Below are 26,150 nucleotides of genomic sequence, written 5' to 3'. Positions count from 1 at the left end.
ATGCTTCATACATTGGAGTATGGAAAGGAGAGTGACTGCGGCGATGGTCGAAGTGAAGCCGATCATCATTGACGGACATCCGTTTATTGCTGTGTCCGTCCAGCTGCCGAAAACGAATTTGTTGGCGGTGGCGGGTGAAAAAGGGTACATTATGTGCGGAGCGCTCGATGTGGCGCTGTTGAATGAGAAATTGCGTGATCGCGGCATTATCGCCGGGCGGGCGGTCGGGGTGCGTACGATTGAACAGCTGCTCGAGGCGCCGCTCGAATCGGTGACAGTCGCCGCTTTGGAGCTCGGCATTGAAGAGGGAATGAAAGGAAGAGAGGCGCTGTTGAAAATGCGGTGAAAAAATCCCTCCTTGCAAGCATACATATAGCTTGTAAAGGAGGGATTTTCATTTTGTTGCGCCCCCGATTCGTGCGGAAGGGGCCGCTCCCGTTCCGCTATGTGTTTTTATTGACGTTCGTTTTTTTTATGTTCTCGACGGCGGTAAGCCTTTGGATTGTCAATAAAGGCATTAAGCCGGTGCTCATGGAGATTGCGGAAACGGAAACGAAGCGGATTGCCAACTTGGTGATCAATAACGCCATTGAGCAGCAGTTTCAAAAAGACAACCCTGAATTTCGGCAGCTGGTCACGGTTCAAAAGGACGAAAGCGGCAAAATTGTGTCGGTCGATTTTGACACCGCGGTGATCAATCGCATCTTATCGGAGACGGATGATCATGTGATGGAAAGCTTAAAGGCGGCGACAGAAGGACGGCTTGAACGGATGGTCCTTCCCGAAGTCGAGTCCGGAACTGGAAACAGCCGCGGCATCATTTATTACATTCCGCTTGGAAAAATCACGGATAATGCCCTCTTGGCCAACCTCGGCCCGCGCATTCCGGTGCAGTTTCAGATCGTTGGCAATGTCGACTCGGAAGTGACGAAAGAAATTCGAGCGTATGATATTAACAGTTTTTTTATTGAAATTGATATTCATGTATCGGTCGACATCCAAGTCGTCATTCCTTTTGCATCGAAAATTTCCAATGTGACAACAGATATTCCAGTTGTGATGCGCTTTATTCCGGGAGAAGTGCCGCAATTTTACAACAAAAACGGCGGTCAAGTCGGCCCGTCCATCCAGCTTCCGAAGCGGTAGTGGGAAAGGCTGTCAATGCGCGCCTCTAAAAGGCCGGTGACTGTCATCTTCCTAAATCGATCGTTCTCGTTCGACTGTCGAAGGCAAGCCAAGGCGTGACGGAGGATCGAACAACCGCCTGCTTCACAGACCCATATATGGGTCTTTAAGCGGCGTTGTTCGGTCGCCCGACAGTCGATCAAATANGACTGTCATCTTCCTAAATCGATCGTTCTCGTTCGACTGTCGAAGGCAAGCCAAGGCGTGACGGAGGATCGAACAACCGCCTGCTTCACAGACCCATATATGGGTCTTTAAGCGGCGTTGTTCGGTCGCCCGACAGTCGATCAAATACTCGGGTAAAAGCTGCAAATGGCAAAGCTTCAAATTGCATCTATATAGTTCCGTTAGGTTGACGGGTGCCCGCGTCAGCCGTTGGGAATGGTTTTGACAGAAACATGGAAATGTTATGCAAAAAAAGTGTTCTTCCCGGCGAAGGGGCTTTGGCTGTTTCTCTGGCGTTTGTCAAGAGGAAACAGCTTTTTTTGTTTTTCAAATAGAAAACAACTAGACGAGTTGGTTCGAATTTTGTAATATTATATTAAATTGAAAATAGTTTTATTATTTACATAGCAGTTTGAGAGGGGGAATGAACGGCCGGCATCGGAAGGCATGCATCAGTTTGCGGCGCCATCCGGCGCGGCGCACGAGCGCACAAGGCAGACGGACTCTATCGATATAGTATGCAGAAAAAGGTGTGCGCTCTGGTGACAGAACATTTTGAACAATGGGGGGAACAAGAAATGAAGAAAAAAAGAGCAGCAGGTGTCTTTTTCTCATTGATGCTGACGGCGGGTCTTTTGGCCGGCTGCGGCGGCAACCAGCAAGGAGGCAGTTCTTCAGGCGGAAACAGCGGCGGAGGCGGGGGCGGCGATGTGATTAAAATCGGCGCCAACCTTGAGCTGTCCGGCGGGGTCGCGTCATACGGCCAGTCGATTGCGGAAGGGCTCGACTTGGCGCTTGAGGAAATCAACAAAGAAGGAATCAACGGCAAAAAGCTGGAGTTGGTGAAAGTCGACAACAAATCGGAAGCGGCCGAAGCGACGAACGGCGCGATCAAGTTGATCAGCCAGGATAAAGTCGTCGCCATCATCGGCTCGGCGACGAGCACGAACACTTTTCGGCAGGATTTTGCAGGCGCCGAANGAGGCCATTCTCCCCGCCGTTTGGCGCCAAAGGATGGGAAGACGAGCAGGACTTCCTGCTCCCAATTCCGGTTTTGCGCACGCCAAAGAAAAGGTCGCCGAAAACATTACGCCGACAGGCACGAACCCGACGATCACGAACAAAGACGGCAAAGTGAACGAGTTCGTCTTCCGGACGTGCTTTATCGACCCGTTCCAAGGGACGGTGGCGGCCAAATTCGCCTTGAACGAACTGAAAGTGAAAAACGCGGCGGTGTTGATCGACAGCTCGAGCGACTATTCGAAAGGGCTGGCCGCTTCGTTTAAAGACGCGTTCACGCAAGGCGGCGGCAAAATTGTCGCTGAAGAGGCGTATGTCGCGAAAGACACCGATTTCCGTGCGACGCTGACGCGCATAAAATCAAAGAATCCAGAGTTCATTTTCCTGCCGGGCTATTATGAAGAAGTCGGCCTCATCGTCAAGCAGGCGCGCGAGCTTGGCTTGAACGTGCCGATCATGGGCGGCGACGGCTGGGATTCGCCGAAGCTGGTCGAGATCGCGGGCAAAGACGCGTTGAACAACACGTACATCACGAACCATTATTCGTCGGGCGACCCGGATCCGAAAATTCAAGAGTTTGTGAAAGCCTTTAAAGCGAAATACAACAAAGCGCCGGATGCGTTCAACGCGCTTGGCTATGATACAGCCTACTTCCTGGCCGACGCCATTAAGCGGGCCGGCAGCGCCGATCCGGTGAAAATTAAAGACGCGCTGGCGCAAACGAAAGATTTGCAGCTCGTCTCCGGCACGCTGACGCTCAATGAAAACCATGACCCGGTCAAATCGGCGGCCATTTTGGAATACAAAGACGGGCAGCAGCAATTCAAAACGAAAGTGAATCCGTAATGAAAGGCTGGATGGATGCATGGACGGGGGAGGCCCCTAAGGGGCGCCCTCCTGTCCGGCATTTCTTTTGGTCAACGACGAGTTTTCGTTAAGGAGCGTGCGATCATGGAACTCATTCAACAGCTGGTCAACGGCATTTCGCTAGGCAGCATTTATGCGCTCATCGCTCTTGGCTATACGATGGTGTACGGCATTGTTCGGCTCATTAACTTCGCCCATGGCGACGTCTTTATGGTCGGTTCATTCGTCGGTTTTTATGCCGTAACGATGCTTGGTGTCGGCTTTTTCCCGGCGCTTTTGCTGGCGATGGCCTCTTGCGCCGTGCTTGGGATGATCATCGAGCGGATTGCCTACAAGCCGTTGCGCAATGCGGCGCGCATCGCAGTGCTCATTACGGCGATCGGCGTATCGCTCTTGATTGAGTACGTCACGATTTATTTGCGCGGGGCCCAGCCGGAAGCGTATCCGAGCACGCTGCTGCCGGATCGGAACTTGAAGCTGTTTGGGGTTGTCATCAGCAGCCAGTCGCTGTTCATCCTCGGCACGTCCCTCGTTTTGATGATCCTTCTTCAGTTCATCGTTCACCGGACAAAAATCGGGAAAGCGATGCGCGCTGTTTCCCATGATGCGGAAGCGGCCCGGTTGATGGGAATCAACGTCGACAACACGATTTCGGCCACGTTCGCCATCGGTTCGGCGCTCGCGGGGGCGGCAGGCGTTATTTTCGGCATTTATTATACAAAAATCGAGCCATTGATGGGCATTCTTCCCGGATTGAAAGCGTTTGTCGCCGCCGTGTTGGGCGGAATCGGCATCATTCCGGGAGCGATGGTCGGGGGGCTTTTGCTTGGCGTCATCGAATCGCTCGTCAGCGGGCTCGGCTACTCGCTTTGGCGCGACGGAGTGGCGTTTGTCATTTTAATTCTCATTCTCATTTTCCGGCCGGCCGGATTGTTTGGCAAGAACGTACGAGAAAAAGTGTAAAGGATGGTAGGGGACAATGGCAACTTGGAAGCGGACTCGTGGATTTTGGGTTTCCGTCATACTGGCCTTCGCCTTTTTCGCTGTTGTCGAGTGGCTGATTGCAAGCGGGACGCTCAATGTGTTTTACGTCAACACGCTCTTTTTCATGGCGATCAACGTCATGCTGGCGGCGAGCCTTCACTTGATCATCGGCATCACCGGACAGTTTTCGATTGGACATGCCGGCTTTTTCGCCGTCGGCGCTTACGCTTCAGCCGTCATGACGATGAAGCTGCAGCTGCCGTTTGCGGTCGGCGTCTTGACCGCTGGGATCGCGGCGATGCTCGCCGGCCTCGTCATCGGCGTGCCGAGCCTGCGTTTAAAAGGCGATTACTTGGCGATCGCCACGCTTGGGTTTGGCGAAATTGTCCGCATCGCGCTCTTGAACATCGATTACGTCGGCGGGGCGAGCGGCATGACGGTGACGCATATGACGACATGGCCGTGGGTGTTCGCCTGCCTGTTTGTCACGATTTTGGTGATCGCCAACTTCACGAACTCGACGCACGGACGGGCGTGCATTTCGATTCGCGAGGATGAAATCGCCGCTGATGCCATGGGGATCAATACGACGTATTACAAAGTGGCGGCGTTTGCGATCGGTTCGTTTTTCGCCGGCATCGCCGGGGCGCTGTACGCCCATCACTTTTACATCATTCAGCCGTCGAACTTCGGCTTTTTAAAATCGTTTGACATTTTGATTTTCGTCGTGCTCGGCGGGCTCGGCAGCCTATCCGGCGCGGTGGTGGCGGCGGTGCTGCTGACGATCGTTTCGACGTTCTTGCAAAACTATCCGGAAACGCGGATGATCATTTACAGCATCGTCTTGATTTTGGTGATGCTGTACCGTCCAACCGGGCTGATGGGGACGAAAGAACTATCTTCGCTCTTCAAATGGCGGAAGGCAGCGCAGGGAGGAATGAATCATGGCGGCAAAAACACCGTTGCTTAAGGCAGAAAACGTCGGCATCCAGTTTGGCGGGCTGAAGGCGCTCTCCGGTGTGACGATGGAGCTGTATCAAGGGGAGCTTGTCGGGCTCATCGGCCCGAACGGCGCGGGGAAAACGACGCTGTTTAACTTATTGACGGGCGTGTATGTGCCGACTGACGGGCGGATTATGCTTGACGGCGAGACGTTGAACGGCCTGCCGCCGTATAAAATTACGCGCAAAGGGATCAGCCGGACGTTTCAAAACATTCGCCTGTTCGGCGAGCTGTCGGTGCTCGACAACGTGAAAGTCGCCTACCATGCGCACGCCCGCCATTCGATCGCGAGCTCCATTCTCCGCCTCCCGTCCCATTTCCGCGGTGAAAAGGAAATGGAAGAAAAGGCGATCGAGTTTTTGAACATTTTTCAGCTTGATGGCGTCATGCACGAGAAGGCGAAAAACTTGCCGTACGGCCAGCAGCGCCGGCTTGAGATCGCTCGGGCGCTGGCGGCGCAGCCAAAAGTGCTTTTGCTTGACGAGCCAGCCGCCGGCATGAACCCGCAAGAAACGAAAGAATTGATGAAGTTGATTGCGTTCATTCGCGAACGGTTTGCGTTGACGATTTTGTTGATTGAGCATGATATGTCGCTTGTGATGGGCATATGCGAGCGCATTTACGTGTTGGATCACGGCCAGCTGATCGCCGAAGGCACGCCGGAACAAGTGCGCAGCAACCCGAAAGTGATCGAGGCTTACCTTGGCGAGGAGGTGTCGTGACCATGTTGAAAGTGGATGGAATCGATGTGTTTTACGGCAACATTCATGCCTTAAAAGGCGTATCGCTTGAGGTGAACAAAGGCGAGATCGTCACGCTGATCGGGGCGAACGGCGCGGGGAAAACGACGCTTCTGAAAACCATTTCCGGGCTGCTTAGGCCGAAAAACGGCGACATCGTGTATGAGGGAGCCTCGATCGCCGGCAAGGCGGCGCAGACGATCGTCAAGCAAGGCATTTCCCACGTGCCGGAAGGGAGGCGCGTTTTCGCCAATATGACGGTCGAGGAAAACTTGGAGCTCGGCGCGTTTTTGCGCAAAGACAAAGAAGGCATTCAACAAGACTTTGCCAAAGTCTTTCAGCTGTTCCCGCGCCTTGAGGAGCGGCGCAAGCAGCTGGCCGGCACGCTTTCGGGCGGCGAGCAGCAAATGCTCGCCATCGGCCGCGCGCTCATGGCGCGCCCGAAGCTGCTCTTGCTTGACGAACCGTCAATGGGGCTCGCGCCGCTTTTGGTCAAGACGATTTTCCGCATCATTCAGGAAATCAACGAGTCGGGGACGACGATTTTGCTTGTCGAACAAAACGCCCATATGGCGCTCTCCATCGCCCATCGCGCCTATGTCCTTGAATCGGGGCGCGTCGTCTTGTCGGGAACGGCGAGCGAGCTGCAGGCGAGCGAGCAGGTGAAGCAGGCGTATTTGGGCGGGCATTGAGAAGCGATAGGCGGAAGAACGTCAGCGGAAAGCCGTTTCGGACGGTTGTGCCGCCGTGGAAAAAAGGCTGATTCCAACTTGGAGATCAGCCTTTTTCCGTCATTGCCGTTTCGGCCGGCGAACGCCGGCTGGGATGGACGGACGGGAAACATCGGCGTCCGGGACGTCTCTGCTCTTGAAAAAACATGCCGCTTATTTGGGCGGCTGGCGTTGGCGGAGAGAACCCCGTCGCGCCAGCCCCCGCGCGGCTAGCGGCGCCGTTGTTGCCGCTCGGCCCGCTCCCATGCTTTTAAGTGCGGGTACGGGTCAAACGCCCATTCGGTATAGCCGTTGTCTTTGTACATGCCGTAGTGAAGATGGGGCGGAAATTTCCCCGCCGTGCCGGGCGGACCGTAGCCAGAGCTGCCGACCGAACCGATGATCGTCCCCGGCTCGACGATTTGCCCCTCGCGAAGATCGGCGGCGAAGCCGTTCAAATGGGCAAAGTAATGGTACGTGTTGTTGATGTCGCGGATGCCGATGCGCCAGCCGCCGTATTTGTTCCACCCTTTCAGCTCGACGATGCCGTAGCACGTCGAGCGCACCGGAACGCCGTAGCCGGCGAAAATGTCGGTTCCTTCATGAATGCGCCGCCCGCCCCAGCCGCGCGCATCCCCCCATGTATCGCGGTAGCTGTAATTGGCCCCTAGCGGAAGCGGAAACACGTGGTTGTCCAATTTCAACGTCTGATACTTTTTATAAATTCTCGCCTTTCCTAAAATCAAGTCGACGGTTTTGGCGCGTTGGTAATAGTTCCAAAGCGCGATTTTGATATGGCGGTGATCGATGCCGTACGTCTGCAAATAGCGGGCCATGGCCATGATCACATCGTCATCGTCATCCGCCCGCGCATAGCCGTCGCCGTCTCCGTCCACACCAAGGCCGCCAAACTGGGAGATGGTGAACGGGTCTGTATCATGCGGGTTTTTGTTCAGCGGCCCGGCCCATATTTCCGGCTTCATATAAATGCCGAGAACGCCGGCTGGCTTGGGCAGGTCGCGGCGCACTTGCCGGACGTTTCGCTCATACTGGTCAATGGCCGCAAAGTAATACCACGGGATCAAGGAAACGGCTTCGGCCTTTTTGTACAGCTCCATTCGCTTTTCATACATCGCTTCTTCCTGTTCCGCCGCCGAAGCCGCGCCGGCGGCGATCCACAGCATCGCTGCCGCCGATATGGCGGCAAGCCATCGATGCACGCGTATTCCCCCTTTCCGCCCGTTTCATATGTTTAGTTTGGGGAGAAACGGGAATTTCATAAATGTTAAAAGGAGGAAAATCGTCTGATGGACGATTTTTTTGTGTTTTCCTGCGCTTTTCATTATAATGAGAAATGAACAATCATCGACAAGTGGAGTGAGAACGATGGCGACGAAAGAAGAACACGTCCGCAAGCCGGACTGGTTGAAAATCAAGTTGAACACGAACGAGAATTATATCGGTTTAAAGAAGCTGATGCGGGAAAACCGTTTACATACCGTTTGCGAGGAAGCGAAGTGCCCAAACATTCACGAATGCTGGGCCGTACGGCGGACGGCGACGTTTATGATTTTAGGCAGCGTCTGCACGCGCGCCTGCCGCTTCTGCGCCGTCAAAACCGGGCTGCCGACCGAGCTCGATTGGCAGGAGCCGGAACGCGTCGCGGAATCGGTGCGCATCATGAACTTGAAACACGTCGTCGTCACCGCCGTCGCCCGCGATGACCTAAAAGACGGCGGGGCGGCGGTATTCGCCGAAACGGTGCGCGCCATCCGCCGGAAAAACCCGTTTACGACGATCGAGGTGCTGCCGTCGGATATGGGCGGGGTGTATGAAAACTTGAAAATTTTGATGGATGCCCGCCCTGACATTTTAAACCATAACATCGAAACGGTGCGCCGCTTGACTCCAAGGGTGCGCGCCCGCGCGACGTACGAACGTTCGCTTGAGTTTTTGCGGCGCGCGAAAGAATTGCAGCCGGACATTCCGACGAAATCGAGCATCATGGTCGGCCTTGGGGAAACGAAAGAGGAAATCATTGAAGCGATGGATGACTTGCGCGCCAACCATGTCGACATTTTGACGATCGGCCAGTATTTGCAGCCGACGAAAAAGCATTTGAAGGTCGTGAAATATTACCATCCGGACGAGTTTCAAGAGCTGAAAGAAATCGCGTTGAGCAAAGGGTTCAGCCATTGTGAAGCCGGCCCGCTCGTCCGCTCGTCGTACCATGCCGATGAGCAGGTGAGCGAGGCGGCGAAAGCGCGGCAGTTGAAAGCGTAACATCCAACGAACGGCGCGAAAGCAAGCAAGCGTTGTTTCAGCGGCTGAAAGCATCATCCCGGCCGGATGAACGCGAAGAAACGGTCATGCCTTTCATAAAGAAGGCAGACCGTTTCTTTTCCCTAGCGCCCCGCTTTCGTCGCCCGCGGCGTGCCGTCGCGGAAATCGCGGTCTAATTCATCGTTTGTTTCGTTGATCATTTCGCCGTTTTCATTTTCCCCGTCGCTCAGTTTTTTCCCTTGCGGATATTTCAACATCCGCTGAATCGTCGCATCGAGAATTTGGTCGATGTTGCGCGTGTTCGAATCAAGGCGCCCGAAGCGCTCAATGTCCTTCATCAGCTGCGGATTGTCGGCGACATACACATGGTAGTAGCGGGGAACGACGGAAAGCGCTGTTTTTTTCACTTGATCGGCCGTTTGCTGCCGGTTGTTCGTGTCCGCGTCATACACGACGAGCACTTCCTCATCCGTGACGAGCGTGGCGACGTCTTTGACGCCCGGCAGCTGGGTGCACAATTTGCTGATTAAATCAGCCGCTTTCTCGCGGTTGAAGGACGGCATGTCGTTATAGCCGTTTGCATCGCCGAGGATCGGGCTTTTTTGATGGCGGACGTAGCCGAAGTTGTTCATCGGCGTGTCATCGCCGTTGGGCACCCCGTTTTCATTGTACAGCTCGTTGCGGTCGGTGACATTGATCGTGTTGCCGCTCCGCTTGTAAATATCGGTGTTTTCGTCCTGAGCCGTCTGCGCGCAGCCGGCTAGGGCGACGGCCGCTCCGAACGCAACGGCCAACCATGGTCGTCTCATCGTCAGCACCCCCTTCGCTTTTAGGGTGGCACACGGATGATGGTTTGATGACAGTAATTGATTGGGGGCGATGCATCGTTTATGATGGAAGTGGAAAGGCGAGGTGAGAACAGTGATTTGCATTAACAATCATTGTTACGAACTGGTGGAAAATGTGAAAAACGCCTTTAATGAAGAAGCCTTTCGCGCCCGATATGCGGACATTTTGGCGAAGTACGACTACATTGTCGGGGATTGGGGATACAACCAGCTCCGGTTGCGCGGGTTTTTTGACGACCATAACCAAAAAGCGACGTACGATACGAAAATCAGCACGTTGTCCGAATATTTGTATGAATATTGCAACTTCGGCTGCGCGTATTTTGTGCTGCGCAAGGTGAAACGATAACCGCGCCAGTGGACCGCGGCGCGGGAGAAGAGGCGGGAGCAAGAAACCGCTGTGCGGCGAAGGGCTCGCAAGGCGGGAAGACGACTCGCGGACAGACAAAAGACGGCGCGACATTCCTCATCGCTGCCGCATGGCGAGACGGCAAACGCGGCAGCCGCCATAGGCTGGGCGGCTGCTCCGTTTCTTTCGCTGTCCTGCTGAATGTCAAGGCTGCTCTTCCGTTTCATTGTACGGAAACTGTTCGCTCTGATGCGGATCGTCGTGCGGCGGGTGGGCGGCTGGGTCGCGCCTTGGAATGTTTTGGTGGAACGATTTAAACTCGTAGTTGAAGGCGCTGTAATGCCGCTGGCCTTCCTTCCAAGGCGTGCTTTTGTTTTCGACCGGCGCGTCGTCGCGGCGCGGCGAGCCGTACGGCCCTTCTGGGAACTCTTCAGCGGTCAAGAAATTGCGCTGTTTCTCGACGACGGAAAAATCGGCGTATGTTTCCCGTTCCGCCATTCGTCTCACCTTCCTTCGTTCGTGGGCTGTTTCATAAGATGCCCGAAACCGAGGAAGGTTATGAGAGATACTCCTCCAAAAAGGCGCGCAAATCGTTGGCATCTTGTTCATGAAGCTGGTAAGCGTGCTCGATATAGCCTGGCTCCTCCAAATCGTCGCGCCCGAGAATGGCAAAGCGGTTGCTTTGCAAGTCGAGCACGAGCCACTTCCCGTAAAAACGATCCGTTTCGATGAGCGCCAAATCAAACCGCTGCCGCTCGCCGACAAAGCTGACGAAGCGGACGGCCGCTTCGACGGTGTCGTCGTATAAATAAAACCGTTCACCCATCATTTGAGCCCCTCCTGTTTTTTCGTCTATGTCCATCATAGCAGACAGGCGGCGAAAACGGGAGACAGCAAATCGCACAAAGGAACGAGGAGGGATGACGGATGTATTTTGTCGATCGCAAAAAACTGGAAGAAACGCTCAGCTACATGGAACAAATGCTGGACCGTTACAAGGCCGAGGAGCGATGGGACGAGCCGCTTCGGCAATTGGCGCTCGAACGGATCGCTCATATCGTCATCGAGGCGGTGTTGGACGTCGGCAACGCCATGATCGACGGGTTTATTATGCGCGACCCGGGCAGCTATAACGACATCATCGATATTTTGGCTGACGAACAGGTGATCTCGCCGGCGGATGCTGACCGATTGAAAGCGTTCATTGCCCATCGGAAAATGCTTGTGCACGAATATGCGCGCGTCGATCACGCGAAATTGCTCGCCGATCTGAACGAACATTTGCCGGCGCTGGAGGCGTATCCGAAGGCGGTGCGCGCTTACCTTGAAAACGAGCTCGGCCCGGTGTCGGCGTTTCGCAATTGATGGCGGGAAAGGAGAGCAAATGCATTGAAACGATACAACGGCTACCTCATCGATTTGGACGGGACGATGTACCGCGGCACCGAATGCATCGCTGAGGCGCGTACGTTTGTCAACGAGCTGCACCGCCGTGGCATTCCGTATTTGTTTGTCACGAACAATTCGTCGCGCACACCGGCGCAAGTGGCGGAAAAATTGCGTTCGTTCGGCGTGCCGGCCGAGGAGAAGCATGTGTTTACGACAAGCCAGGCGACGGCGAATTACATTTTTGAAAAAAAACCGGATGCTTCCGTGTATGTGATCGGTGAAGAAGGGCTCCAAACCGCCTTGGCGGACAAAGGATTCCGTTTGGCCGGCGAAGATGCGGATGTCGTCGTCATCGGGATTGACCGGCAAATTACATACGAAAAGTTCGCTGTCGCTTGTCTCGCTGTCCGAAATGGAGCGATGTTCATCTCAACCAACGGCGACATCGCCTTGCCGACGGAGCGGGGGCTGCTTCCGGGCAACGGGGCGCTGACGTCGGTCGTCGCTGTATCGACGCAGGTGAAGCCGACATTTATCGGCAAGCCGGAAAAAATCATTATGGAGCAGGCGCTCAAAGTGCTTGGCGTCCCGAAGGAGGACGTGCTGATGATCGGCGACTATTATGAAACCGACATTTTAGCCGGCATGAACGCTGGCATTGATACGCTTTTAGTCCATACGGGCGTTACGACAAAAGAAATGCTCGCCCGCTACGAACGGATGCCGACGTATACGGCTGATTCACTTTTGGAATGGCTTGACCGCTTGTAAACAACGCCGCTTTGCCAAAAAAGGCAAGGCGGCGTTTCATGTTGCTCGGCGCGGATGGAGGGCGCGCATGGGCGGAGCCGGCGTTACTCCGCATTGGCGGCCCGATGCGCCAGGCGGCTTGACGCCGCTGCGGCGATGGCGCCGACAATGTCGTCCAAAAACGTGTTGCATTTGCCGGTCGATTTATCATTTAAATATTGCAAAATGCCCGGTTTTTGCTTATCGATATATCCGTAGTTCGTAAACCCGATCGATCCGTACACATTGACGATTGACAGCGCCAAAATTTCGTCGACGCCATACAGCCCTTCATCGCGGCGGATGATCGACTGCAGCGGTTCATCGAGCCGACCGTCTTCGGCGAGTTTATCCAATTGGATGCCGGTTAGAATCGCATTTTGCACTTCGCGTTTCGAAATGACGCGGTTGACGTTTTCGATGCACTCCTCCATCGTTAAATCGGGATGATATTTTGATTGCAAGTAATAAACGAGCTCCGCAATTTTTTCCACGGTCACCCCCCGTTCCTCAAGCCAGCGCCGAGCCGTTTGTTCCAGATTGTTCATAATGAATTCGCTCATGAACTTCACCTGTTTCTTTTAGAAAGTCGTTTTCTATATATATGTATCATGTCATAAATAAGTCCGTCATATAAAGAAAAATGCTCATCGGCTTTTTTGGCGCCCGCTGTCATATATAAAAAGTAGCCCTCTTTTTCCGCGGCCATGCGTTGGCTGATCAACATAGGCGCGTGAATGGGGCCGTTTCATGCTGGAGCGGAGGCGGAATCGGCTCATTGATGGGGCGGCGATGAGATGAAGGTGTGGAACGAGCGGAATTGACTGGTTTCGGCAAAAAGGAGGCGCGGCGATGGAAGAATGGGTGCGTGAACAGTATGGCATGCGCGTCGAGAGGTTGGAGCGAAGCGGACGGCATGCGGCCTTTTGGCATCGGCAGGAGCGTTTTTTGCTCGTTCCCGCCGATGGGCAAAGCGAAGCGGAAATGGAAGAGCGCCAGCGAATGAGCCGCTATTTGCGGGCAAAAGGAGTGGACGGCGTCGGAGAACTGGTCAAAACGACGTCCGGAACGTATATCGCTTCCTATAATGGACAGCCGTTGGCGCTCGTTCGCGCTCCGCTTCCGGCGGCTCGCTTTCGTTCGCTCGGAAGGGAATTGGCGGTGATGCATGAATGCGGGAGAACATGTCCATGGCCGATCGTCGCCTGCCGGCGCATCGGCCAATGGCGGGAGCTGTGGGCGAAGCGGATCGATCAAATGGAGGCGTTTTGGTCGAGCAAGCTCGCTTCCGGGCCGTCGTCGCTGTTTGATCGTCTGTTTATCGAATCGTTCCCGTATTATTTAGGCTTGGCGGAAAACGCGGTGCAATACGTGGCGGACACGGAGATTGACGAAGAACCAGGGCGCATCGATTACGCGGCATTTTGCCATGAGCGTCTCCCCGAGGCGAAGTGGGTTGGGGGGATCGAAGCGAAGCTGCCGACCGACTGGGTGTATGACCATTGCGCCCGCGATTTGGCGGAATGGGTGCGCCATTTGTACGAAAAGAGCGGACTTGGCTGTCAGCGGGCGGTGCGGCAGTTTTTTCAAGAGTATGAACATGCGGCGCCGCTGTCGCCGTTTGCTTGGAGACTCGTTTACGCCAGGTTGTTGTTTCCGCTTTCCTATTTTGAATGTGTCGAGGCATATTATATCGCTGTGGATGAGAGCGAACGGACAAGGCGGGAGGGGGAGTTGCGGCGCTTGCTCGATCGATCGCATGAATATGAACGATTTTTGGCCGCGTTTGCCAAGATCGCCGGCATCTCGAACCGCATCCGCCTGCCGGCGGTCGAGTGGCTGCCGCCGGCGTAACGCAGGGAAGACAGCTTCCCGCTTTTTTTTGGCCCAAACGAAAAAACGACCGCTTCCCTGCCGTTAAACCCTAAGGACAACTTCCCGTTTTTTTTCGGCCAAAGTTGTGATAAGATTTAGAAAAAACGATGCGGGAGGCTGCACCATGACGAAGCCGTATGTATTCATTACGCGAAAATTGCCCGAGGACGTGGTCGCGCCGCTTTTGGCCATCGCTGAAGTAGAGATGTGGCCCCATGAAGATATGGCCGTGCCACACGATGTGCTCGTGGAAAAGGCGAAACGGGCGACGGCCATCTTGCCGATGGTGTCTGATCCGATCGATGAAGACGTCTTGTCCGCCGGTTCGGCGCTCCGAGTCGTCGCCAATATGGGCGTCGGCTACGATAACATTGATGTAGCGGCGGCGGCCCATCGAGGCATTCTCGTTTGCAATACACCCGATGTATTGACCGATACGACGGCCGATTTGACGTTTGCGCTTTTATTGGCCACCGCCCGCCGCCTTGTCGAAGCGGCTATGTTTTTGAAAGAAGGGAAATGGAAAAGCTGGAGTCCGTTTTTGCTTGCGGGCGCCGATGTCCATCATAAAACGATCGGCATCGTCGGCATGGGGAACATCGGCCAGGCAGTGGCGAAACGGGCGAAGGGGTTTGACATGAACATTCTGTATTACAACCGCTCCCGCCGTCCGGAGGCGGAAGAGAAGCTTGGCGCCGTCTATCGTCCGTTCGCCGACTTGCTTTCAGAGAGCGATTTTGTCGTCTGCTTGACGCCGCTCACCTCCGAGACGCGCCATTTGTTCAACCGCGAGGCGTTCCGGCAAATGAAGAAGTCCGCGATTTTCATTAACGCGGCGCGCGGAGCGGTCGTCGATGAACAGGCGTTGTATGAGGCGCTGGTCGGCGGGGAGATCGCCGCGGCGGGATTGGATGTATTTGAACACGAGCCGGTCGCGGCCGATCATCCGCTCGTTTCGCTTCCGAACGTCGTCGCCTTGCCGCATATCGGCAGCGCCACGTACGAAACGCGGCGCGCCATGATGACATTGGCGCGCGACAATATCATCGCCGTGCTCGAAGGACGGCCGCCGCTGACGCCTGTGAACCGGATCTCATAAAAATTTTCATTGCCAAATGGCCGATCGTCTTTTATAATGTCTACTATAAAAATACAAATGTCTACTGTACGTAAACAGAAGGGGCGGGAATCATGGAAAAACCAATTTTGGTCGGATTGTTAGGATTAGGAACGGTCGGGAGCGGCGTGGTCAAAATTATTGAAAACCATCAGGAAAAGTTGATGCATCAAGTCGGGTGCCCGGTGAAGGTGAAAAAAATCCTTGTCCGGGATGTACAGAAACCGCGTGATGTCGCCGTTGACCCGTCGCTCCTTACGACGAGTGCGGCTGAGGTGATTGACGATCCAGACATTGATGTCATCATCGAAGTGATGGGCGGCATTGAGGAGACAAAAGAGCTGCTATTGCGGGCGCTGCGCCAAGGGAAGCATGTCGTGACCGCCAATAAAGACTTAATGGCCGTCTACGGGTCGGAGCTGCTTCGGGTGGCGGCGGAATACCGCTGCGATTTGTTTTATGAAGCGAGCGTCGCCGGCGGCATTCCGATTTTGCGCAGCTTGGTTGACGGCTTGGCGTCGGACCGGATTACGAAGCTCATGGGCATTGTGAACGGGACGACGAACTACATTTTGACGAAAATGTCGCAAAACGGCGCTTCCTATGAGGACGTGCTCGCTGAAGCGCAGGCGCTCGGGTTTGCGGAAGCCGATCCGACGTCAGACGTCGAAGGGCTGGATGCGGCGCGGAAAATGGCGATTTTGGCCCGCCTTGGCTTTTCCATGGACATCGACTTGGACGATGTGCAAGTGAAAGGCATCACTCAAGTGACGGAGGAAGACTTGAACTACGGGAAGCGGCTCGGCTACACGATGAAATTGATCGGCATCGCCCAGCGCGACGGGCAGAAGGTCGAGGTGAGCGTCCAGCCGACGTTTTTGCCGGATTCGCATCCGTTGGCGTCCGTGCACAACGAATACAATGCGGTGTACGTATACGGCGAAGCGGTCGGAGAGACGATGTTTTACGGGCCGGGGGCCGGGAGCTTGCCGACGGCGACGGCGGTTGTCTCCGACTTGGTCGCGGTGATGAAAAATATGCGCCTTGGCGTCAACGGCCGCTATGCCGTCGCGCCGCAATATGAAAAGCAGTTGAAGACGCCGGCGGAAATTTTCTCGAAATACTTTTTGCGCATTCATGTCAAAGACCAGGTCGGCGCGTTTGCCAAAATTACGACGCTGTTTTCCGAGCGCGGGGTGAGCTTTGAGAAAATTTTGCAATTGCCGCTGAAAGAGGATGGCCTAGCGGAAATCGTCATCGTTACGCATGACGCCTCACAGCAAGACTACGAAGACATTTTGCAGCAGCTCGGCGATTTGGAAATCGTCGAACGGGTGCAAAGCTCGTATCGAGTGGAAGGAGAGAAACGGTAATGGCATGGAAAGGGCTGCTTGACGCCTACGGCGATTTTTTGCCGCTCTCTGCGGCGACGCCGAGGCTGTCGCTTTGCGAAGGGAATACGCCGCTCATCCCGCTGCCGCGCTTGTCGGAGGAGCTCGGCATTGCGCTCTATGTCAAGGTCGAAGGGGCGAACCCGACCGGTTCGTTTAAAGACCGCGGCATGGTGATGGCGGTGGCCAAGGCGAAAGAGGAAGGAAGCCATACGATCATCTGCGCCTCAACCGGCAATACATCGGCTTCAGCGGCCGCCTACGCGGCGCGCGCCGGCATGCGCTGCCTCGTCGTCGTTCCGAACGGCAAGATCGCCCTCGGCAAGTTGGCGCAAGCCGCCATGTACGGCGCGGAAATTTTTGCGATTGACGGCAACTTTGACGAGGCGCTGAAGATGGTGCGCCGGTTGAGCGAAACGGCGCCGATTACGCTCGTCAACTCGGTCAATCCGTACCGGATCGAAGGGCAAAAAACGGCGGCGTTTGAAGTGTGCGACCAGCTTGGGCGCGCCCCGGACGTGCTCGCCATTCCAGTCGGCAACGCCGGCAACATCACCGCCTATTGGAAAGGGTTTAAGGAGTACCATGAAGCGAAAGGAACGGGCTTGCCGCAAATGCGCGGCTTTGAAGCGGAAGGAGCGGCGGCGATCGTCCGCAACCGGGTGATTGAACAGCCGGAGACGGTGGCGACCGCGATCCGCATCGGCAATCCGGCGAGCTGGGACAAAGCGGTCGAGGCGGCGAGCGAGTCGCGCGGGAAAATTGATGAGGTGAGCGACGCAGAAATTTTGGCCGCCTACAAGCGGCTCGCCCGGACGGAAGGCATTTTTGCCGAACCGGCGTCATGCGCGGCGATCGCCGGGGTGATCAAGCAGCGCGAACGGAACGAAATCGAACGCGGCAGCCTCGTCGTCGCGGTTCTCACTGGCAACGGATTGAAAGACCCGGCCATCGCCTTGGAGACCGCGGCGATCGAACCGATCGTGCTGCCGAACGATGAACAAGTTGTCTTGGAGCATTTGCAAGGGGTTGTCCGGGCATGAAAGAAGACGAGATGTTGAAGATCGTCGTGCCGGGAAGCACGGCGAACCTAGGGCCCGGGTTTGACTCGATCGGGCTAGCGGTCAATCGCTATTTGACGCTTGACGTCCGCTTGGCGGATGCGTGGTCGTTTGCGCCGAAAACGGCGGAAGTGAGCGGCATTCCGCGCGGGACGGACAATTTGGTGTATCAAGTGGCGGCGGAGACGGCGGACGTTTACGGCCGCCGGCTGCCGAGCTGTGCAGTCGATGTGTACAGCGACATTCCGTTTACGCGCGGGCTCGGGAGCAGCGCGGCGGCGGTCGTCGCCGGCATTGAGCTCGCCGACGCGCTGCTTGGGCTTCAGTTGCCGCGCGAGCAAAAGATGGAATTGGCGACCCGATACGAAGGACATCCGGACAATGTCGGCGCCTCGTTGTACGGGGGGCTTGTCATCGGCTGCTGCCGCGAGGCGGGCGTGGATGTCGTCCATATTCCACAATTGGATGTGGAGCTTGTCGCTATTATTCCGGAGTATGAACTAGAAACGAAAAAAGCGCGCGGGCAGCTGCCGGAACAATGGCCGAGAGAGCGGGCGGTCGAGGCGAGCGCCGTCAGCAACGTTCTCGTCGCCGCGTTGCTCACGAAAAACTGGGAGCTTGCCGGCCGGATGATGGCCGCCGATCTGTTCCATCAGCCGTATCGGAGACAGCTCGTTCCGGAACTCGAGCGGGCGGAGGCGCTCGCTCTTGAATACGGAGCGATCGGTGCGGCGCTGAGCGGAGCGGGGCCGACGGTGCTCGTCTTTGCCGAACCGGGCCAAGGAGAGCGGCTCGCGCGCCGGCTGCGCCCGCATTTTCCGATGTGCGAAATCGCGCGTCTTTCCGTCGAGCCGCGCGGCAGCCGCGTCTACAAGCTGGCGCTTGAAGCTTGAACCTTCTTGGGCGCCGGCGCGAACAGAAGTCCGTTCAGCGGCCTGGCCGTTTCGCCGCCGCGCTTGGGAGCGGGCGAAAGATATGACGGTTTTCCTTGCACAATTGGAAGGAAACGAAAACGGAGAAGCGCCCGATCAGGCGGGTTGTGGCTGCCCATCACCAGCCTTCCCGTCGGCTCGCCGCCCCGCTGGCGATAAAAAAATCCGAACAGCGGCCGCTGTTCGGATTTTTCATATTAAAACACTTGTTCCACTTCGACGACGCCCGGCACTTCTTCAAACAAGGCGCGCTCAATTCCGGCTTTGAGCGTAATCGTCGAGCTCGGGCAGCTGCCGCACGCGCCGAGGAGGCGAAGTTTCACGACGCCGTCTTCGACATCGACGAGTTCGCAGTCGCCGCCGTCGCGAAGCAGGAACGGACGCAGTTTATCTAAAACTTCTTGCACTTGTTCTTTGATTTCTTGATCCGTCATTTCCATCGACTCCTTTCCTTAGTTTTTATTATAATCATAGTGACAAAAAAAATCTAATGATAAATTTTGCTTTTGCAAAGGGTGACAACGATGACATTCAAGCCGGTTGAAATTTGTGTGTACGGGGCCGACGTCATTTGCCCGGCATGCGTGCAGCTGCCGTCGTCGAAAGAAACGTACGAGTGGCTCGAGGCCGCGCTGCGCCGCAAGTATCCGGATCAGCCGTTTGTGATGACGTACGTCGACATTTTTGCGCCGCCGGCCGATGACGAGGAGAAGCGGGAGCTCGCGCAGACGATCGTCGAAGAAGATTGGGTGTATCCGGTCGTGGTGATCGAAGGAAACGTCGTCGCCGAAGGCAACCCGCGGCTCAAAGCGATTTGTGCAGAAATGGAAAAATTCGGGTATCAACCGTCGACGCCGGAAGGGAAAAAGGCGGAATGAACTCCGCCTTTTTCGCCGAATAAGGGCCAGTTGTGCTGTCAGTACCCATGGTGATGCTTGTACATCCACAAAATGCCTGATTTCAACAAACGCGGCACCCGGCCGGTGAGCGGGCGGTCGGCGAGCAAGCCGAAGCCGTGCTTTTTGCCGAGCGAGCCGAGAATGCCTTTTAATTTGATCGGCGGGAATTCGCTCGGTGGTTCTTCGCCGTTCCACCGCTTTTGCAGCACTTGGACGATTTGCTCGGCTTGCGCTTCAGCGAGCTGGGCGCTCGGGGAATGCGGCAGGCTCGCACAGTCGCCGACGACGTAGGCGTTTTCATAGCCGGGGATGTGATGGCGCTTCGTCAGCACCACGCGGCCTTGCTTGTCCTTTTCGACATTCAGTTCGCGGACGACGCGGTTGGGCTGAATGCCGGCCGTCCAGACGATGACGTCGCACTTGACCGGCTCGTCGTGGTTGTACAAGACGCCAGGTTCGACTTTCGTGACGTTGGAGTTGCGGACGATTTCCACCTTGTGTTCAACGAACCATCCTTCCACATAATCGCTCAACCGTTTCGGAAACATCGGCAAAATGCGCTCACCGCGGTCAAACAGCTTGATGTGCAAGTCCGGACGGCTCTCCGCCAGTTCGCTGGCCAGCTCGACGCCGCTCAATCCCGCGCCGACGATGCCGACCGTCGCTTTCGGCGGCAAATTGTTCAGCGCTTCATAGGCGGCGCGCGCCTTATCGATCGACTGGATGCTGTACGTATGCGCCTCGGCGCCCGGCACCCCGTGGTATTTGTCTTCGCAGCCCAATCCGATCACGACATCATCGTAGCGGACGCTGCTCCCATCCTTTAAATGGACGAGCTGCTGGTCGAGATCAATCGAGACGACTTCGCCGAATTGGTACACAAGCTGCGGATGTTCCGGAAACGGGACGCGGATGTGATGGTCGCTGACCGTTCCCGCGGCCAAGGCGTAATATTCCGTTTTTAAACAATGGTACGGAACGCGGTCGATGAGGATAATATGAATGTCGTTTGGCAATTCGTCCGGGAGGAGGCGCTGCAAAATGCGCATATTGCCGTATCCTCCGCCAAGCNGGTCGAGATCAATCGAGACGACTTCGCCGAATTGGTACACAAGCTGCGGATGTTCCGGAAACGGGACGCGGATGTGATGGTCGCTGACCGTTCCCGCGGCCAAGGCGTAATATTCCGTTTTTAAACAATGGTACGGAACGCGGTCGATGAGGATAATATGAATGTCGTTTGGCAATTCGTCCGGGAGGAGGCGCTGCAAAATGCGCATATTGCCGTATCCTCCGCCAAGCAATACAAGTTGTCTCATCGTGAAAAATCCCCTTTTGTCGAGTTTCTAAAGCCGACAATGCCATAGAAAAGTATAACGAAATTGTGACAAAAGAACAATCATTTTTCCGCTTCCTCGATCGAACGAGCATGTTCATTGACGCCGCGCCGGAAAACCGCTACGATGGGAAGCAGGAAGGTGAACATGCGCATGATGTTGCCAATCATCGAATTTTGCATCAGCAACTTAGCCAGCGGGTCGTACAAAGCAATGGAAATGTTGGAAAAGGATCCGAACTTGGACATCATTGAATACAGTTGCTTAAGCTATTGCACACGCTGCGCGGAAACGCTGTTTGCGCTCGTCAACGGCGAGTTTGTCAGCGGCGAAACGCCTGAGCAGCTCGTGGAAAATATTTATCGGCATCTCGAGGAAAACCCAATGTTTTAACGAAAAAAGGAGGATGTCCGCGATGCGGCATCCTCTTCAATGTATAATGAAAAAACGGGGGATATTCCCATTGTGCCCAGGAGATGCCGCCATTATACATGCGAAGCGCAAAAAATGTTCAGGAGGGAGTCATGTGCGTTCTTTTTCGTTTACGAAAATGCATGGATTGGGTAATAGCTACATATACGTTGATCTGTTCAGGGAAACATTGCCCGAGGAGGAGCTGCCGGCGATCGCCCGCAGCGTCGCCGATGTCCACACAGGCATCGGCTCCGATGGCTTGATTCTCATTTGTCCATCGGAGAAAGCGCCAGTCAAAATGCGCATTTTTAACAGCGATGGCTCGGAAGGGAAAAACTGCGGCAACGGCTTGCGCTGCGTGGCGAAATACGCGTACGAGCACGGCATCGTCAGCGACCGCACCTTTTTGATTGAAACGCTCTCCGGGCTTGTCGAAGCCCGTGTTGCAGTAGCAGATGGCGAAGTGACAAGCGTGACGGTCGATATGGGCGAGCCGCGCCTTGAGCGGAGCGCCATTCCGATGCTTGGTCCGGAAGCGGAGCGGGTCGTCGCCGAGCCGTTTGCCATCGCTGGGGGCGAATATGAAATTACGGCGGTGTCCATGGGCAACCCGCATGTGATCTTTTACGTTGATGACATCCAAAAAGCGCCGGTGACGACGCTTGGCCCGCTCGTGGAAAAGGACCCGCGCTTTCCGGAAGGGGTGAACGTCGAGTTTGTCGAAGTGGTGAACGAGCGCGAGCTTCATTTCCGCGTCTGGGAGCGCGGCTCCGGCGTGACGCAGGCGTGCGGGACCGGAGCGTGCGCGGCGGTCGTCGCTTCCGTGTTAAACGGCAAAACGGCGCGCGGGGAGGAAACGGTCGTCCATTTGGCCGGCGGCGATTTAACGATCGTATGGGGGCACGACGGGCGCGTGCGCATGACCGGTCCGGCGGAGACCGTGTGCACCGGCGTTTATTACTACCGAGGCGGGCGGAACGGTTGAGCATCGAAAGGCAAAGACGGTATACTATGAAGTAAGATCGGAATCATTCAAGGGATTCGCCCCATCTGAGCCGTCGGGTGAAAGCGGGCGAACCTGTCGAAAAACGGCCAAGCTGTTTGGCCAGTGTCAACCGTTAAAGGAGGGATCATGGATGGCAGAGGCAGTTATTACGCTGACAGAAGCGGCAGCGTTTCAAATCAAAGATATGATGAAAGAGCAGGAAGAAGAGGGCGCGTACTTGCGCGTCGGCGTCCATGGCGGCGGCTGCAGCGGGTTGTCGTACGGCATGGGCTTTGACCATGAGCGGCGTGAGGATGACATCGAATTTGAGCAGCACGGCATCAAAATTTTGGTGGACCGCGACAGCGCGCCGATTTTGCGCGGAACGGTCATCGACTATAAACAGTCGCTGCTTGGCGGCGGGTTTACGATCAACAATCCGAACGCCATTGCGACATGCGGCTGCGGCTCCTCGTTCCGCACAGCGACCAATGCCGGCACGCCGGAGCAATGCTAAGCAGGCGGGATGACGTCCATCTGCCTGGCAGAGGAAAACGGCCTGCCTTGCCGTGACGTCGGGCTCTTGAGAAGGCCGGTTTTCGCCGCACGGCCGGTTGAAAACGCGGGCGTGTACCGACTGGCGAAATGTTGGAAGGGTGGTCTTTCCCTCACGAAATTGGGGAAAACGGCCGCGCTCCAACATCGGCCTTTTCGGGAGCGCCAAAGGAGGAGAAACGATGAAAGGACAAATCAATGTCATCTTGGCGCTTGTCTTGGCGCTCATTGTGGCGCTGCTGGCGGTGGCGAATGTCGAGCAGGTGACGATCCATTATTTAGTCGGCGAAACCCGCTTGCCGCTCATTATCGTCATTTTAGGTTCGGCCGTCCTTGGCGGCCTTGTCGTCGGCATGCTCGGATGGGTGCGTTTGTTCAGCCTGCGCCGGCAGGTGAAGCTGCTCGAGAGAGAGCGGGAGGAATGGACGAAAAACAAGGCTGGGAATACTGATGGCGAGTCGGTTTCGCTGGAGCGAGAGGGATGAGGCATGAGTATGGCGCCCCCAACAAAGAGGGGCGCCTTTTGCTTGAAAAACGGGTGTGGACGGGGCGGGCTATATGAATGGCTCCAATCAGTCGGGATGCGGCGTTAAGGCGAAATGCCGAGCGCCCCTTCGCTTCCGCTTGTTTTCCCGACGGAGCGCCATTAAAACAGCGATGTCGAGTGCGCCGGCTGCATCCGCGCCGTCGGGTCGATGTACGTTTTGGCGCTGCTGATGGCGATCGGCGCTTCGCCAAAGCCGCAGGCGATCAGCTTGATTTTCCCGTCGTACGTGCAAATGTCGCCCGCCGCATACACGCCGGGGATGTTCGTTTCCATCCGCGAGTTGACTTTGATCGCATTTTTTTCGATGTCAAGCCCCCAGTTTTTGATGGGGCCAAGCGAAGAAATAAAGCCGTAGTTGACAATGACGGCGTCGACATCGATCGTTTCTTTCGTTCCTTCTTTCACATGCTCGAGGATGACTTGGCGGATGGCGTGTTCATCGCCGACGAGTTCAACGGGCACAAACGGCGTTTTCACTTGCACGCTGGACTTCTTGAGCTGCTCGACGCTATGTTCATGGGCGCGGAATTTGTCGCGGCGATGCACAATCGTGACGCTTTGGGCGATCGGTTCGAGCATGAGCGACCAGTCAACAGCCGAGTCGCCGCCGCCGCAGACGAGCACGCGCTTTCCGGAAAACTGCCCCAAGTCGTTGATGAAGTAATGTAAGTTTTTTCCTTCATAGCGGGAAGCGCTTTCGATTTCGAGCCGACGCGGCTGAAAGGCGCCGTTTCCGGCGGTGATGATGACCGTTTTCGAATAATGGATTTGTTGATTGGTGACGAGTTTAAACGTTCCGTCCTCCTGCTTTTCGAGCGTGTCGACCGACTCGTTCAGGCAGACGGTCGGCGAAAATAGGTCCATCTGCTCTTTCAGCTGGTTGACAAGCTCTTGGGCGCGCACTTTCGGAAATCCGGCGACATCATATATGTATTTTTCCGGATATAACGCGGCCAGCTGCCCTCCAAGCTGCGGAAGGCTTTCGATAATTTTGACTTTCATTTGCCGCAAGCCGCCGTAAAACGCGGCAAACATCCCGGTCGGCCCGCCGCCGATAATGGTGACATCGTAGACGTTGCGATCTTCTTTCACCGACATCCCTCCCTGCGCGAAGTCATGGCATTACAAGTTTATCTTACCATAAATGGGCGTGGTTATAACGATCCTTTTTGTTGGACGAACAGAAAAAAAAACTTGAAAAGGGAAAGAAAAAGGACTAATATGTTTTGTGGAGAGATTGTTAATTTTTTGTGACAGTCCCTCGACATTTTTTTGGCGGTTAACGTGAATTATTTCACAAACTTCGCTCAATAAAAACGGGGGCGGCCGCAAAAGCTATAACAAATGAATGAGAAAAAATGAAAAAGGGTGGAAGTGATCCAGGTGAGAAAACCAAACGTTGTCATTTTAGGCGCTGGCTATGGCGGGTTGATGACGACCGTTCGCCTGCAAAAGCTCATCGGCGTGAACGAAGCGAACATTACGCTCGTAAACAAGCACGATTACCATTATGAGACGACATGGCTTCATGAGGCATCGGCTGGGACGCTGCATCATGACCGCGTTCGCTATCCGATCAGCGATGTCATCGACCGGAACAAAGTGAAATTCATCCAAGATACGGTGACGAAAATCATTCCAAACGAAAAGAAAGTGCTGCTTGAAAACGGCGAGCTGACGTACGATTATCTCGTCATTGCCCTTGGGTTTGAATCAGAAACGTTCGGCATCAAAGGGTTGAAGGAATACGCATTTTCGATCGCCAATGTCGACGCCGCGCGGCAAATCCGCGAACATATCGAGTACCAGTTTGCGACGTACAACGCAGAAGAGGAAAAGAAAGAGGAGCGATTGACGATCGTCGTCGGCGGGGCGGGATTTACCGGCATTGAATTTTTAGGCGAGCTCGCCAACCGGATGCCGGAGCTGTGCCGCGAGTATGACATCGACCCGCACAAAGTGCGCATTATTTGCGTGGAGGCGGCGCCAACGGCGTTGCCGGGCTTCGATCCGGAGCTCGTCGAGTACGCGGTCAGCCAGCTTGAGCGCAAAGGAGTCGAGTTTCGAATCGGCACGGCGATTAAGGAATGCACGCCGGATGGCATCATTGTCGCTAAAGGTGATGATGTCGAGGAAATTAAAGCCGGCACGGTCATTTGGGCGGCCGGCGTGCGCGGCAGCCGCGTCATCGAGGAATCTGGGTTTGAAGCGGCGCGGGCGCGCATTAAAGTGGACCCGTACTTGCGTGTCCCGGGGCATGAAGACATTTTCGTCGTCGGCGACTGTTCGCTCGTGATTGATGAAGAAACGAACCGCCCGTATCCGCCGACGGCGCAAATCGCCATGCAAGAAGGCCAGCTGTGCGCGAAAAACTTGGCGGTGCTCATCCGTGGACAAGGGGAGCTGGAGCCGTTTAAGCCGGATATTAAAGGGACGGTTTGCTCGCTCGGCCATGATGATGCCATCGGCGTCGTGTTCGGCAAAAAGCTGTGGGGCGCCAAAGCGAGCTTCATGAAAAAAGTGATTGACAACCGCGCCCTGTATTTGATCGGCGGTTCGTCGCTTGTGATGAAAAAAGGCAAATTTAAATTTTTCTAATCGATTCAAAAAGCTCCCGTGATGGCGGGAGCTTTTTGTATGGCAACGAAACAGGGATCCGCCGCTCGATTGTCGAAATACAAACGGTGCATAACGATAGGGAGAAAA

30 protein-coding genes and 2 pseudogenes are annotated in these 26,150 nt (G+C 55.4%); 24 read left to right on the top strand and 8 right to left on the bottom strand.

Annotated features, from left to right (window positions below):
* Positions 1 to 43: 43 nt before the first annotated feature.
* From T260_RS128110 to T260_RS128140, 9 genes and pseudogenes are all read left to right on the top strand, one after another.
* Positions 44 to 346, top strand: a complete 303-nt coding sequence (locus T260_RS128110) for a YunC family protein (protein ID WP_011232452.1) — start codon at positions 44 to 46, stop codon at positions 344 to 346.
* A 53-nt stretch (positions 347 to 399) separates the two neighbouring features.
* Positions 400 to 1,146 carry a sporulation protein YunB gene (gene yunB / locus T260_RS128115; protein WP_011232451.1) on the top strand — a complete coding sequence of 249 codons (747 nt, stop codon included), beginning with the start codon at positions 400 to 402 and terminating at the stop codon, positions 1,144 to 1,146.
* Between the two features lie 782 nt (positions 1,147 to 1,928).
* A pseudogene (locus T260_RS1000000140285) lies at positions 1,929 to 2,312 on the top strand (ABC transporter substrate-binding protein); the annotation flags it as partial.
* 121 nt (positions 2,313 to 2,433) lie between these two features.
* A pseudogene (locus T260_RS1000000140280) lies at positions 2,434 to 3,216 on the top strand (ABC transporter substrate-binding protein); the annotation flags it as partial.
* A gap of 105 nt (positions 3,217 to 3,321) precedes the next feature.
* A complete protein-coding gene (locus T260_RS128120) occupies positions 3,322 to 4,200 on the top strand; it encodes a branched-chain amino acid ABC transporter permease (RefSeq protein ID WP_011232449.1) in 879 nt (292 codons plus the stop codon).
* A gap of 16 nt (positions 4,201 to 4,216) precedes the next feature.
* Positions 4,217 to 5,191, top strand: a complete 975-nt coding sequence (locus T260_RS128125; RefSeq protein ID WP_011232448.1) for a branched-chain amino acid ABC transporter permease — start codon at positions 4,217 to 4,219, stop codon at positions 5,189 to 5,191.
* The gene (locus tag T260_RS128130; RefSeq protein ID WP_011232447.1) at positions 5,166 to 5,945 is read left to right on the top strand and encodes an ABC transporter ATP-binding protein; all 780 of its coding nucleotides are present in this window, start codon (positions 5,166 to 5,168) and stop codon (positions 5,943 to 5,945) included. Before T260_RS128125 ends, T260_RS128130 begins: the two co-directional genes overlap by 26 nt.
* Positions 5,946 to 5,947: 2 nt before the next feature.
* On the top strand, positions 5,948 to 6,655 hold the full coding sequence (locus T260_RS128135; RefSeq protein WP_011232446.1) for an ABC transporter ATP-binding protein: 708 nt from the start codon (positions 5,948 to 5,950) through the stop codon (positions 6,653 to 6,655).
* 78 nt (positions 6,656 to 6,733) lie between these two features.
* Complete coding sequence (locus T260_RS128140; protein WP_227456685.1) at positions 6,734 to 6,907, top strand: hypothetical protein; 174 nt, start codon at positions 6,734 to 6,736, stop codon at positions 6,905 to 6,907.
* On the opposite strand, the gene T260_RS128145 is transcribed toward T260_RS128140, so the two are convergent.
* Positions 6,904 to 7,893 (bottom strand): M23 family metallopeptidase, encoded by a 990-nt coding sequence (locus T260_RS128145; protein WP_011232445.1) that lies wholly within the window; start codon positions 7,891 to 7,893, stop codon positions 6,904 to 6,906. The two genes, T260_RS128140 and T260_RS128145, sit on opposite strands and share 4 nt — an antisense overlap.
* 166 nt (positions 7,894 to 8,059) lie before the next feature.
* Here T260_RS128145 and lipA point away from each other — a divergent pair, with 166 nt between their 5' ends.
* A complete protein-coding gene (gene lipA, locus T260_RS128150) occupies positions 8,060 to 8,956 on the top strand; it encodes a lipoyl synthase (protein ID WP_013144325.1) in 897 nt (298 codons plus the stop codon).
* 122 nt (positions 8,957 to 9,078) lie between these two features.
* Here lipA and T260_RS128155 read toward each other — a convergent pair whose 3' ends face one another.
* Entirely contained in the window at positions 9,079 to 9,765 is a 687-nt protein-coding gene (locus tag T260_RS128155) for a YhcN/YlaJ family sporulation lipoprotein (protein WP_011232443.1), read from the bottom strand.
* Positions 9,766 to 9,877: 112 nt separating this feature from the next.
* On the opposite strand from T260_RS128155, the gene T260_RS128160 reads away from it, so the two are divergent.
* Entirely contained in the window at positions 9,878 to 10,153 is a 276-nt protein-coding gene (locus T260_RS128160; protein ID WP_013144326.1) for a YutD family protein, read from the top strand.
* Positions 10,154 to 10,357: 204 nt separating this feature from the next.
* Here the strand turns inward: T260_RS128160 and T260_RS128165 are convergent, their stop codons facing one another.
* Both T260_RS128165 and T260_RS128170 read right to left on the bottom strand, forming a co-directional pair.
* On the bottom strand, positions 10,358 to 10,651 hold the full coding sequence (locus T260_RS128165; protein ID WP_011232441.1) for a hypothetical protein: 294 nt from the start codon (positions 10,649 to 10,651) through the stop codon (positions 10,358 to 10,360).
* Between the two features lie 58 nt (positions 10,652 to 10,709).
* Entirely contained in the window at positions 10,710 to 10,982 is a 273-nt protein-coding gene (locus tag T260_RS128170) for a DUF3055 domain-containing protein (protein ID WP_011232440.1), read from the bottom strand.
* Between the two features lie 98 nt (positions 10,983 to 11,080).
* On the opposite strand from T260_RS128170, the gene hepT reads away from it, so the two are divergent.
* Positions 11,081 to 11,518, top strand: coding sequence for a type VII toxin-antitoxin system HepT family RNase toxin (hepT, locus tag T260_RS128175; RefSeq protein ID WP_011232439.1), 438 nt, complete (start codon positions 11,081 to 11,083; stop codon positions 11,516 to 11,518).
* Between the two features lie 24 nt (positions 11,519 to 11,542).
* Complete coding sequence (gene nucF, locus T260_RS128180; protein ID WP_011232438.1) at positions 11,543 to 12,313, top strand: 5' nucleotidase NucF; 771 nt, start codon at positions 11,543 to 11,545, stop codon at positions 12,311 to 12,313.
* A gap of 83 nt (positions 12,314 to 12,396) precedes the next feature.
* Here nucF and T260_RS128185 read toward each other — a convergent pair whose 3' ends face one another.
* A complete protein-coding gene (locus tag T260_RS128185) occupies positions 12,397 to 12,894 on the bottom strand; it encodes a phosphatidylglycerophosphatase A family protein (RefSeq protein ID WP_011232437.1) in 498 nt (165 codons plus the stop codon).
* Positions 12,895 to 13,183: 289 nt separating this feature from the next.
* Here T260_RS128185 and yutH point away from each other — a divergent pair, with 289 nt between their 5' ends.
* The 5 genes from yutH to thrB all read left to right on the top strand — a co-directional run bounded on the left by yutH (position 13,184) and on the right by thrB (position 18,668).
* Positions 13,184 to 14,185 carry a spore coat putative kinase YutH gene (gene yutH / locus T260_RS128190; RefSeq protein ID WP_014196663.1) on the top strand — a complete coding sequence of 334 codons (1,002 nt, stop codon included), beginning with the start codon at positions 13,184 to 13,186 and terminating at the stop codon, positions 14,183 to 14,185.
* Positions 14,186 to 14,330: 145 nt separating this feature from the next.
* Positions 14,331 to 15,305: a 2-hydroxyacid dehydrogenase gene (locus tag T260_RS128195; RefSeq protein WP_011232435.1), complete on the top strand. Its 975-nt coding sequence runs from the start codon at positions 14,331 to 14,333 to the stop codon at positions 15,303 to 15,305.
* Between the two features lie 92 nt (positions 15,306 to 15,397).
* Positions 15,398 to 16,696, top strand: a complete 1,299-nt coding sequence (locus T260_RS128200) for a homoserine dehydrogenase (protein WP_011232434.1) — start codon at positions 15,398 to 15,400, stop codon at positions 16,694 to 16,696.
* Complete coding sequence (gene thrC, locus T260_RS128205) at positions 16,696 to 17,757, top strand: threonine synthase (RefSeq protein WP_011232433.1); 1,062 nt, start codon at positions 16,696 to 16,698, stop codon at positions 17,755 to 17,757. Before T260_RS128200 ends, thrC begins: the two co-directional genes overlap by 1 nt.
* Positions 17,754 to 18,668: a homoserine kinase gene (thrB, locus tag T260_RS128210; RefSeq protein WP_023634069.1), complete on the top strand. Its 915-nt coding sequence runs from the start codon at positions 17,754 to 17,756 to the stop codon at positions 18,666 to 18,668. Before thrC ends, thrB begins: the two co-directional genes overlap by 4 nt.
* Before the next feature lie 236 nt (positions 18,669 to 18,904).
* On the opposite strand, the gene T260_RS128215 is transcribed toward thrB, so the two are convergent.
* The gene (locus T260_RS128215; RefSeq protein WP_011232431.1) at positions 18,905 to 19,147 is read right to left on the bottom strand and encodes a NifU family protein; all 243 of its coding nucleotides are present in this window, start codon (positions 19,145 to 19,147) and stop codon (positions 18,905 to 18,907) included.
* 84 nt (positions 19,148 to 19,231) lie between these two features.
* On the opposite strand from T260_RS128215, the gene T260_RS128220 reads away from it, so the two are divergent.
* Positions 19,232 to 19,585, top strand: a complete 354-nt coding sequence (locus tag T260_RS128220; RefSeq protein ID WP_011232430.1) for a YuzD family protein — start codon at positions 19,232 to 19,234, stop codon at positions 19,583 to 19,585.
* A 38-nt stretch (positions 19,586 to 19,623) separates the two neighbouring features.
* Here T260_RS128220 and T260_RS128225 read toward each other — a convergent pair whose 3' ends face one another.
* Positions 19,624 to 20,886 carry an NAD(P)/FAD-dependent oxidoreductase gene (locus T260_RS128225; RefSeq protein WP_442345774.1) on the bottom strand — a complete coding sequence of 421 codons (1,263 nt, stop codon included), beginning with the start codon at positions 20,884 to 20,886 and terminating at the stop codon, positions 19,624 to 19,626.
* Between the two features lie 210 nt (positions 20,887 to 21,096).
* On the opposite strand from T260_RS128225, the gene T260_RS128230 reads away from it, so the two are divergent.
* The 4 genes from T260_RS128230 to T260_RS128245 all read left to right on the top strand — a co-directional run bounded on the left by T260_RS128230 (position 21,097) and on the right by T260_RS128245 (position 23,382).
* Positions 21,097 to 21,336 (top strand): YuzB family protein, encoded by a 240-nt coding sequence (locus T260_RS128230; protein WP_011232428.1) that lies wholly within the window; start codon positions 21,097 to 21,099, stop codon positions 21,334 to 21,336.
* A 133-nt stretch (positions 21,337 to 21,469) separates the two neighbouring features.
* Entirely contained in the window at positions 21,470 to 22,342 is an 873-nt protein-coding gene (gene dapF, locus T260_RS128235) for a diaminopimelate epimerase (RefSeq protein ID WP_011232427.1), read from the top strand.
* 151 nt (positions 22,343 to 22,493) lie between these two features.
* Positions 22,494 to 22,859: a HesB/IscA family protein gene (locus tag T260_RS128240; protein WP_011232426.1), complete on the top strand. Its 366-nt coding sequence runs from the start codon at positions 22,494 to 22,496 to the stop codon at positions 22,857 to 22,859.
* Positions 22,860 to 23,079: 220 nt separating this feature from the next.
* Positions 23,080 to 23,382, top strand: a complete 303-nt coding sequence (locus T260_RS128245) for a LapA family protein (protein ID WP_011232425.1) — start codon at positions 23,080 to 23,082, stop codon at positions 23,380 to 23,382.
* A 161-nt stretch (positions 23,383 to 23,543) separates the two neighbouring features.
* On the opposite strand, the gene T260_RS128250 is transcribed toward T260_RS128245, so the two are convergent.
* Complete coding sequence (locus tag T260_RS128250; protein WP_011232424.1) at positions 23,544 to 24,542, bottom strand: NAD(P)/FAD-dependent oxidoreductase; 999 nt, start codon at positions 24,540 to 24,542, stop codon at positions 23,544 to 23,546.
* 276 nt (positions 24,543 to 24,818) lie between these two features.
* On the opposite strand from T260_RS128250, the gene T260_RS128255 reads away from it, so the two are divergent.
* Complete coding sequence (locus T260_RS128255; protein WP_013524525.1) at positions 24,819 to 26,042, top strand: NAD(P)/FAD-dependent oxidoreductase; 1,224 nt, start codon at positions 24,819 to 24,821, stop codon at positions 26,040 to 26,042.
* The last annotated feature ends 108 nt before the right edge of the window (positions 26,043 to 26,150 follow it).

The sequence above is a fragment of the Geobacillus thermopakistaniensis genome (assembly GCF_000498995.1).
Classification (GTDB): Bacteria; Bacillota; Bacilli; order Bacillales; family Anoxybacillaceae; genus Geobacillus; species Geobacillus thermoleovorans.
This window is presented reverse-complemented; position numbering and strand designations above follow the sequence as displayed.

What these genes read in the sequence shown, in the direction of transcription:
- yutH (WP_014196663.1), top strand. Translation starts at nt 13,184, where the DNA reads ATGGAAGAATGGGTGCGTGAACAGTATGGCATGCGCGTCGAGAGGTTG.
- T260_RS128130 (WP_011232447.1), top strand. Translation starts at nt 5,166, where the DNA reads ATGGCGGCAAAAACACCGTTGCTTAAGGCAGAAAACGTCGGCATCCAG.
- T260_RS128230 (WP_011232428.1), top strand. Translation starts at nt 21,097, where the DNA reads ATGATGTTGCCAATCATCGAATTTTGCATCAGCAACTTAGCCAGCGGG.
- T260_RS128245 (WP_011232425.1), top strand. Translation starts at nt 23,080, where the DNA reads ATGAAAGGACAAATCAATGTCATCTTGGCGCTTGTCTTGGCGCTCATT.
- T260_RS128200 (WP_011232434.1), top strand. Translation starts at nt 15,398, where the DNA reads ATGGAAAAACCAATTTTGGTCGGATTGTTAGGATTAGGAACGGTCGGG.
- thrB (WP_023634069.1), top strand. Translation starts at nt 17,754, where the DNA reads ATGAAAGAAGACGAGATGTTGAAGATCGTCGTGCCGGGAAGCACGGCG.
- T260_RS128215 (WP_011232431.1), bottom strand. Translation starts at nt 19,147, where the DNA reads ATGGAAATGACGGATCAAGAAATCAAAGAACAAGTGCAAGAAGTTTTA.
- T260_RS128155 (WP_011232443.1), bottom strand. Translation starts at nt 9,765, where the DNA reads ATGAGACGACCATGGTTGGCCGTTGCGTTCGGAGCGGCCGTCGCCCTA.
- T260_RS128165 (WP_011232441.1), bottom strand. Translation starts at nt 10,651, where the DNA reads ATGGCGGAACGGGAAACATACGCCGATTTTTCCGTCGTCGAGAAACAG.
- T260_RS128195 (WP_011232435.1), top strand. Translation starts at nt 14,331, where the DNA reads ATGACGAAGCCGTATGTATTCATTACGCGAAAATTGCCCGAGGACGTG.
- lipA (WP_013144325.1), top strand. Translation starts at nt 8,060, where the DNA reads ATGGCGACGAAAGAAGAACACGTCCGCAAGCCGGACTGGTTGAAAATC.
- T260_RS128120 (WP_011232449.1), top strand. Translation starts at nt 3,322, where the DNA reads ATGGAACTCATTCAACAGCTGGTCAACGGCATTTCGCTAGGCAGCATT.
- T260_RS128220 (WP_011232430.1), top strand. Translation starts at nt 19,232, where the DNA reads ATGACATTCAAGCCGGTTGAAATTTGTGTGTACGGGGCCGACGTCATT.
- T260_RS128170 (WP_011232440.1), bottom strand. Translation starts at nt 10,982, where the DNA reads ATGATGGGTGAACGGTTTTATTTATACGACGACACCGTCGAAGCGGCC.
- T260_RS128250 (WP_011232424.1), bottom strand. Translation starts at nt 24,542, where the DNA reads ATGTCGGTGAAAGAAGATCGCAACGTCTACGATGTCACCATTATCGGC.
- hepT (WP_011232439.1), top strand. Translation starts at nt 11,081, where the DNA reads ATGTATTTTGTCGATCGCAAAAAACTGGAAGAAACGCTCAGCTACATG.
- thrC (WP_011232433.1), top strand. Translation starts at nt 16,696, where the DNA reads ATGGCATGGAAAGGGCTGCTTGACGCCTACGGCGATTTTTTGCCGCTC.
- T260_RS128125 (WP_011232448.1), top strand. Translation starts at nt 4,217, where the DNA reads ATGGCAACTTGGAAGCGGACTCGTGGATTTTGGGTTTCCGTCATACTG.
- T260_RS128240 (WP_011232426.1), top strand. Translation starts at nt 22,494, where the DNA reads ATGGCAGAGGCAGTTATTACGCTGACAGAAGCGGCAGCGTTTCAAATC.
- T260_RS128135 (WP_011232446.1), top strand. Translation starts at nt 5,948, where the DNA reads ATGTTGAAAGTGGATGGAATCGATGTGTTTTACGGCAACATTCATGCC.
- T260_RS128185 (WP_011232437.1), bottom strand. Translation starts at nt 12,894, where the DNA reads ATGAGCGAATTCATTATGAACAATCTGGAACAAACGGCTCGGCGCTGG.
- T260_RS128110 (WP_011232452.1), top strand. Translation starts at nt 44, where the DNA reads ATGGTCGAAGTGAAGCCGATCATCATTGACGGACATCCGTTTATTGCT.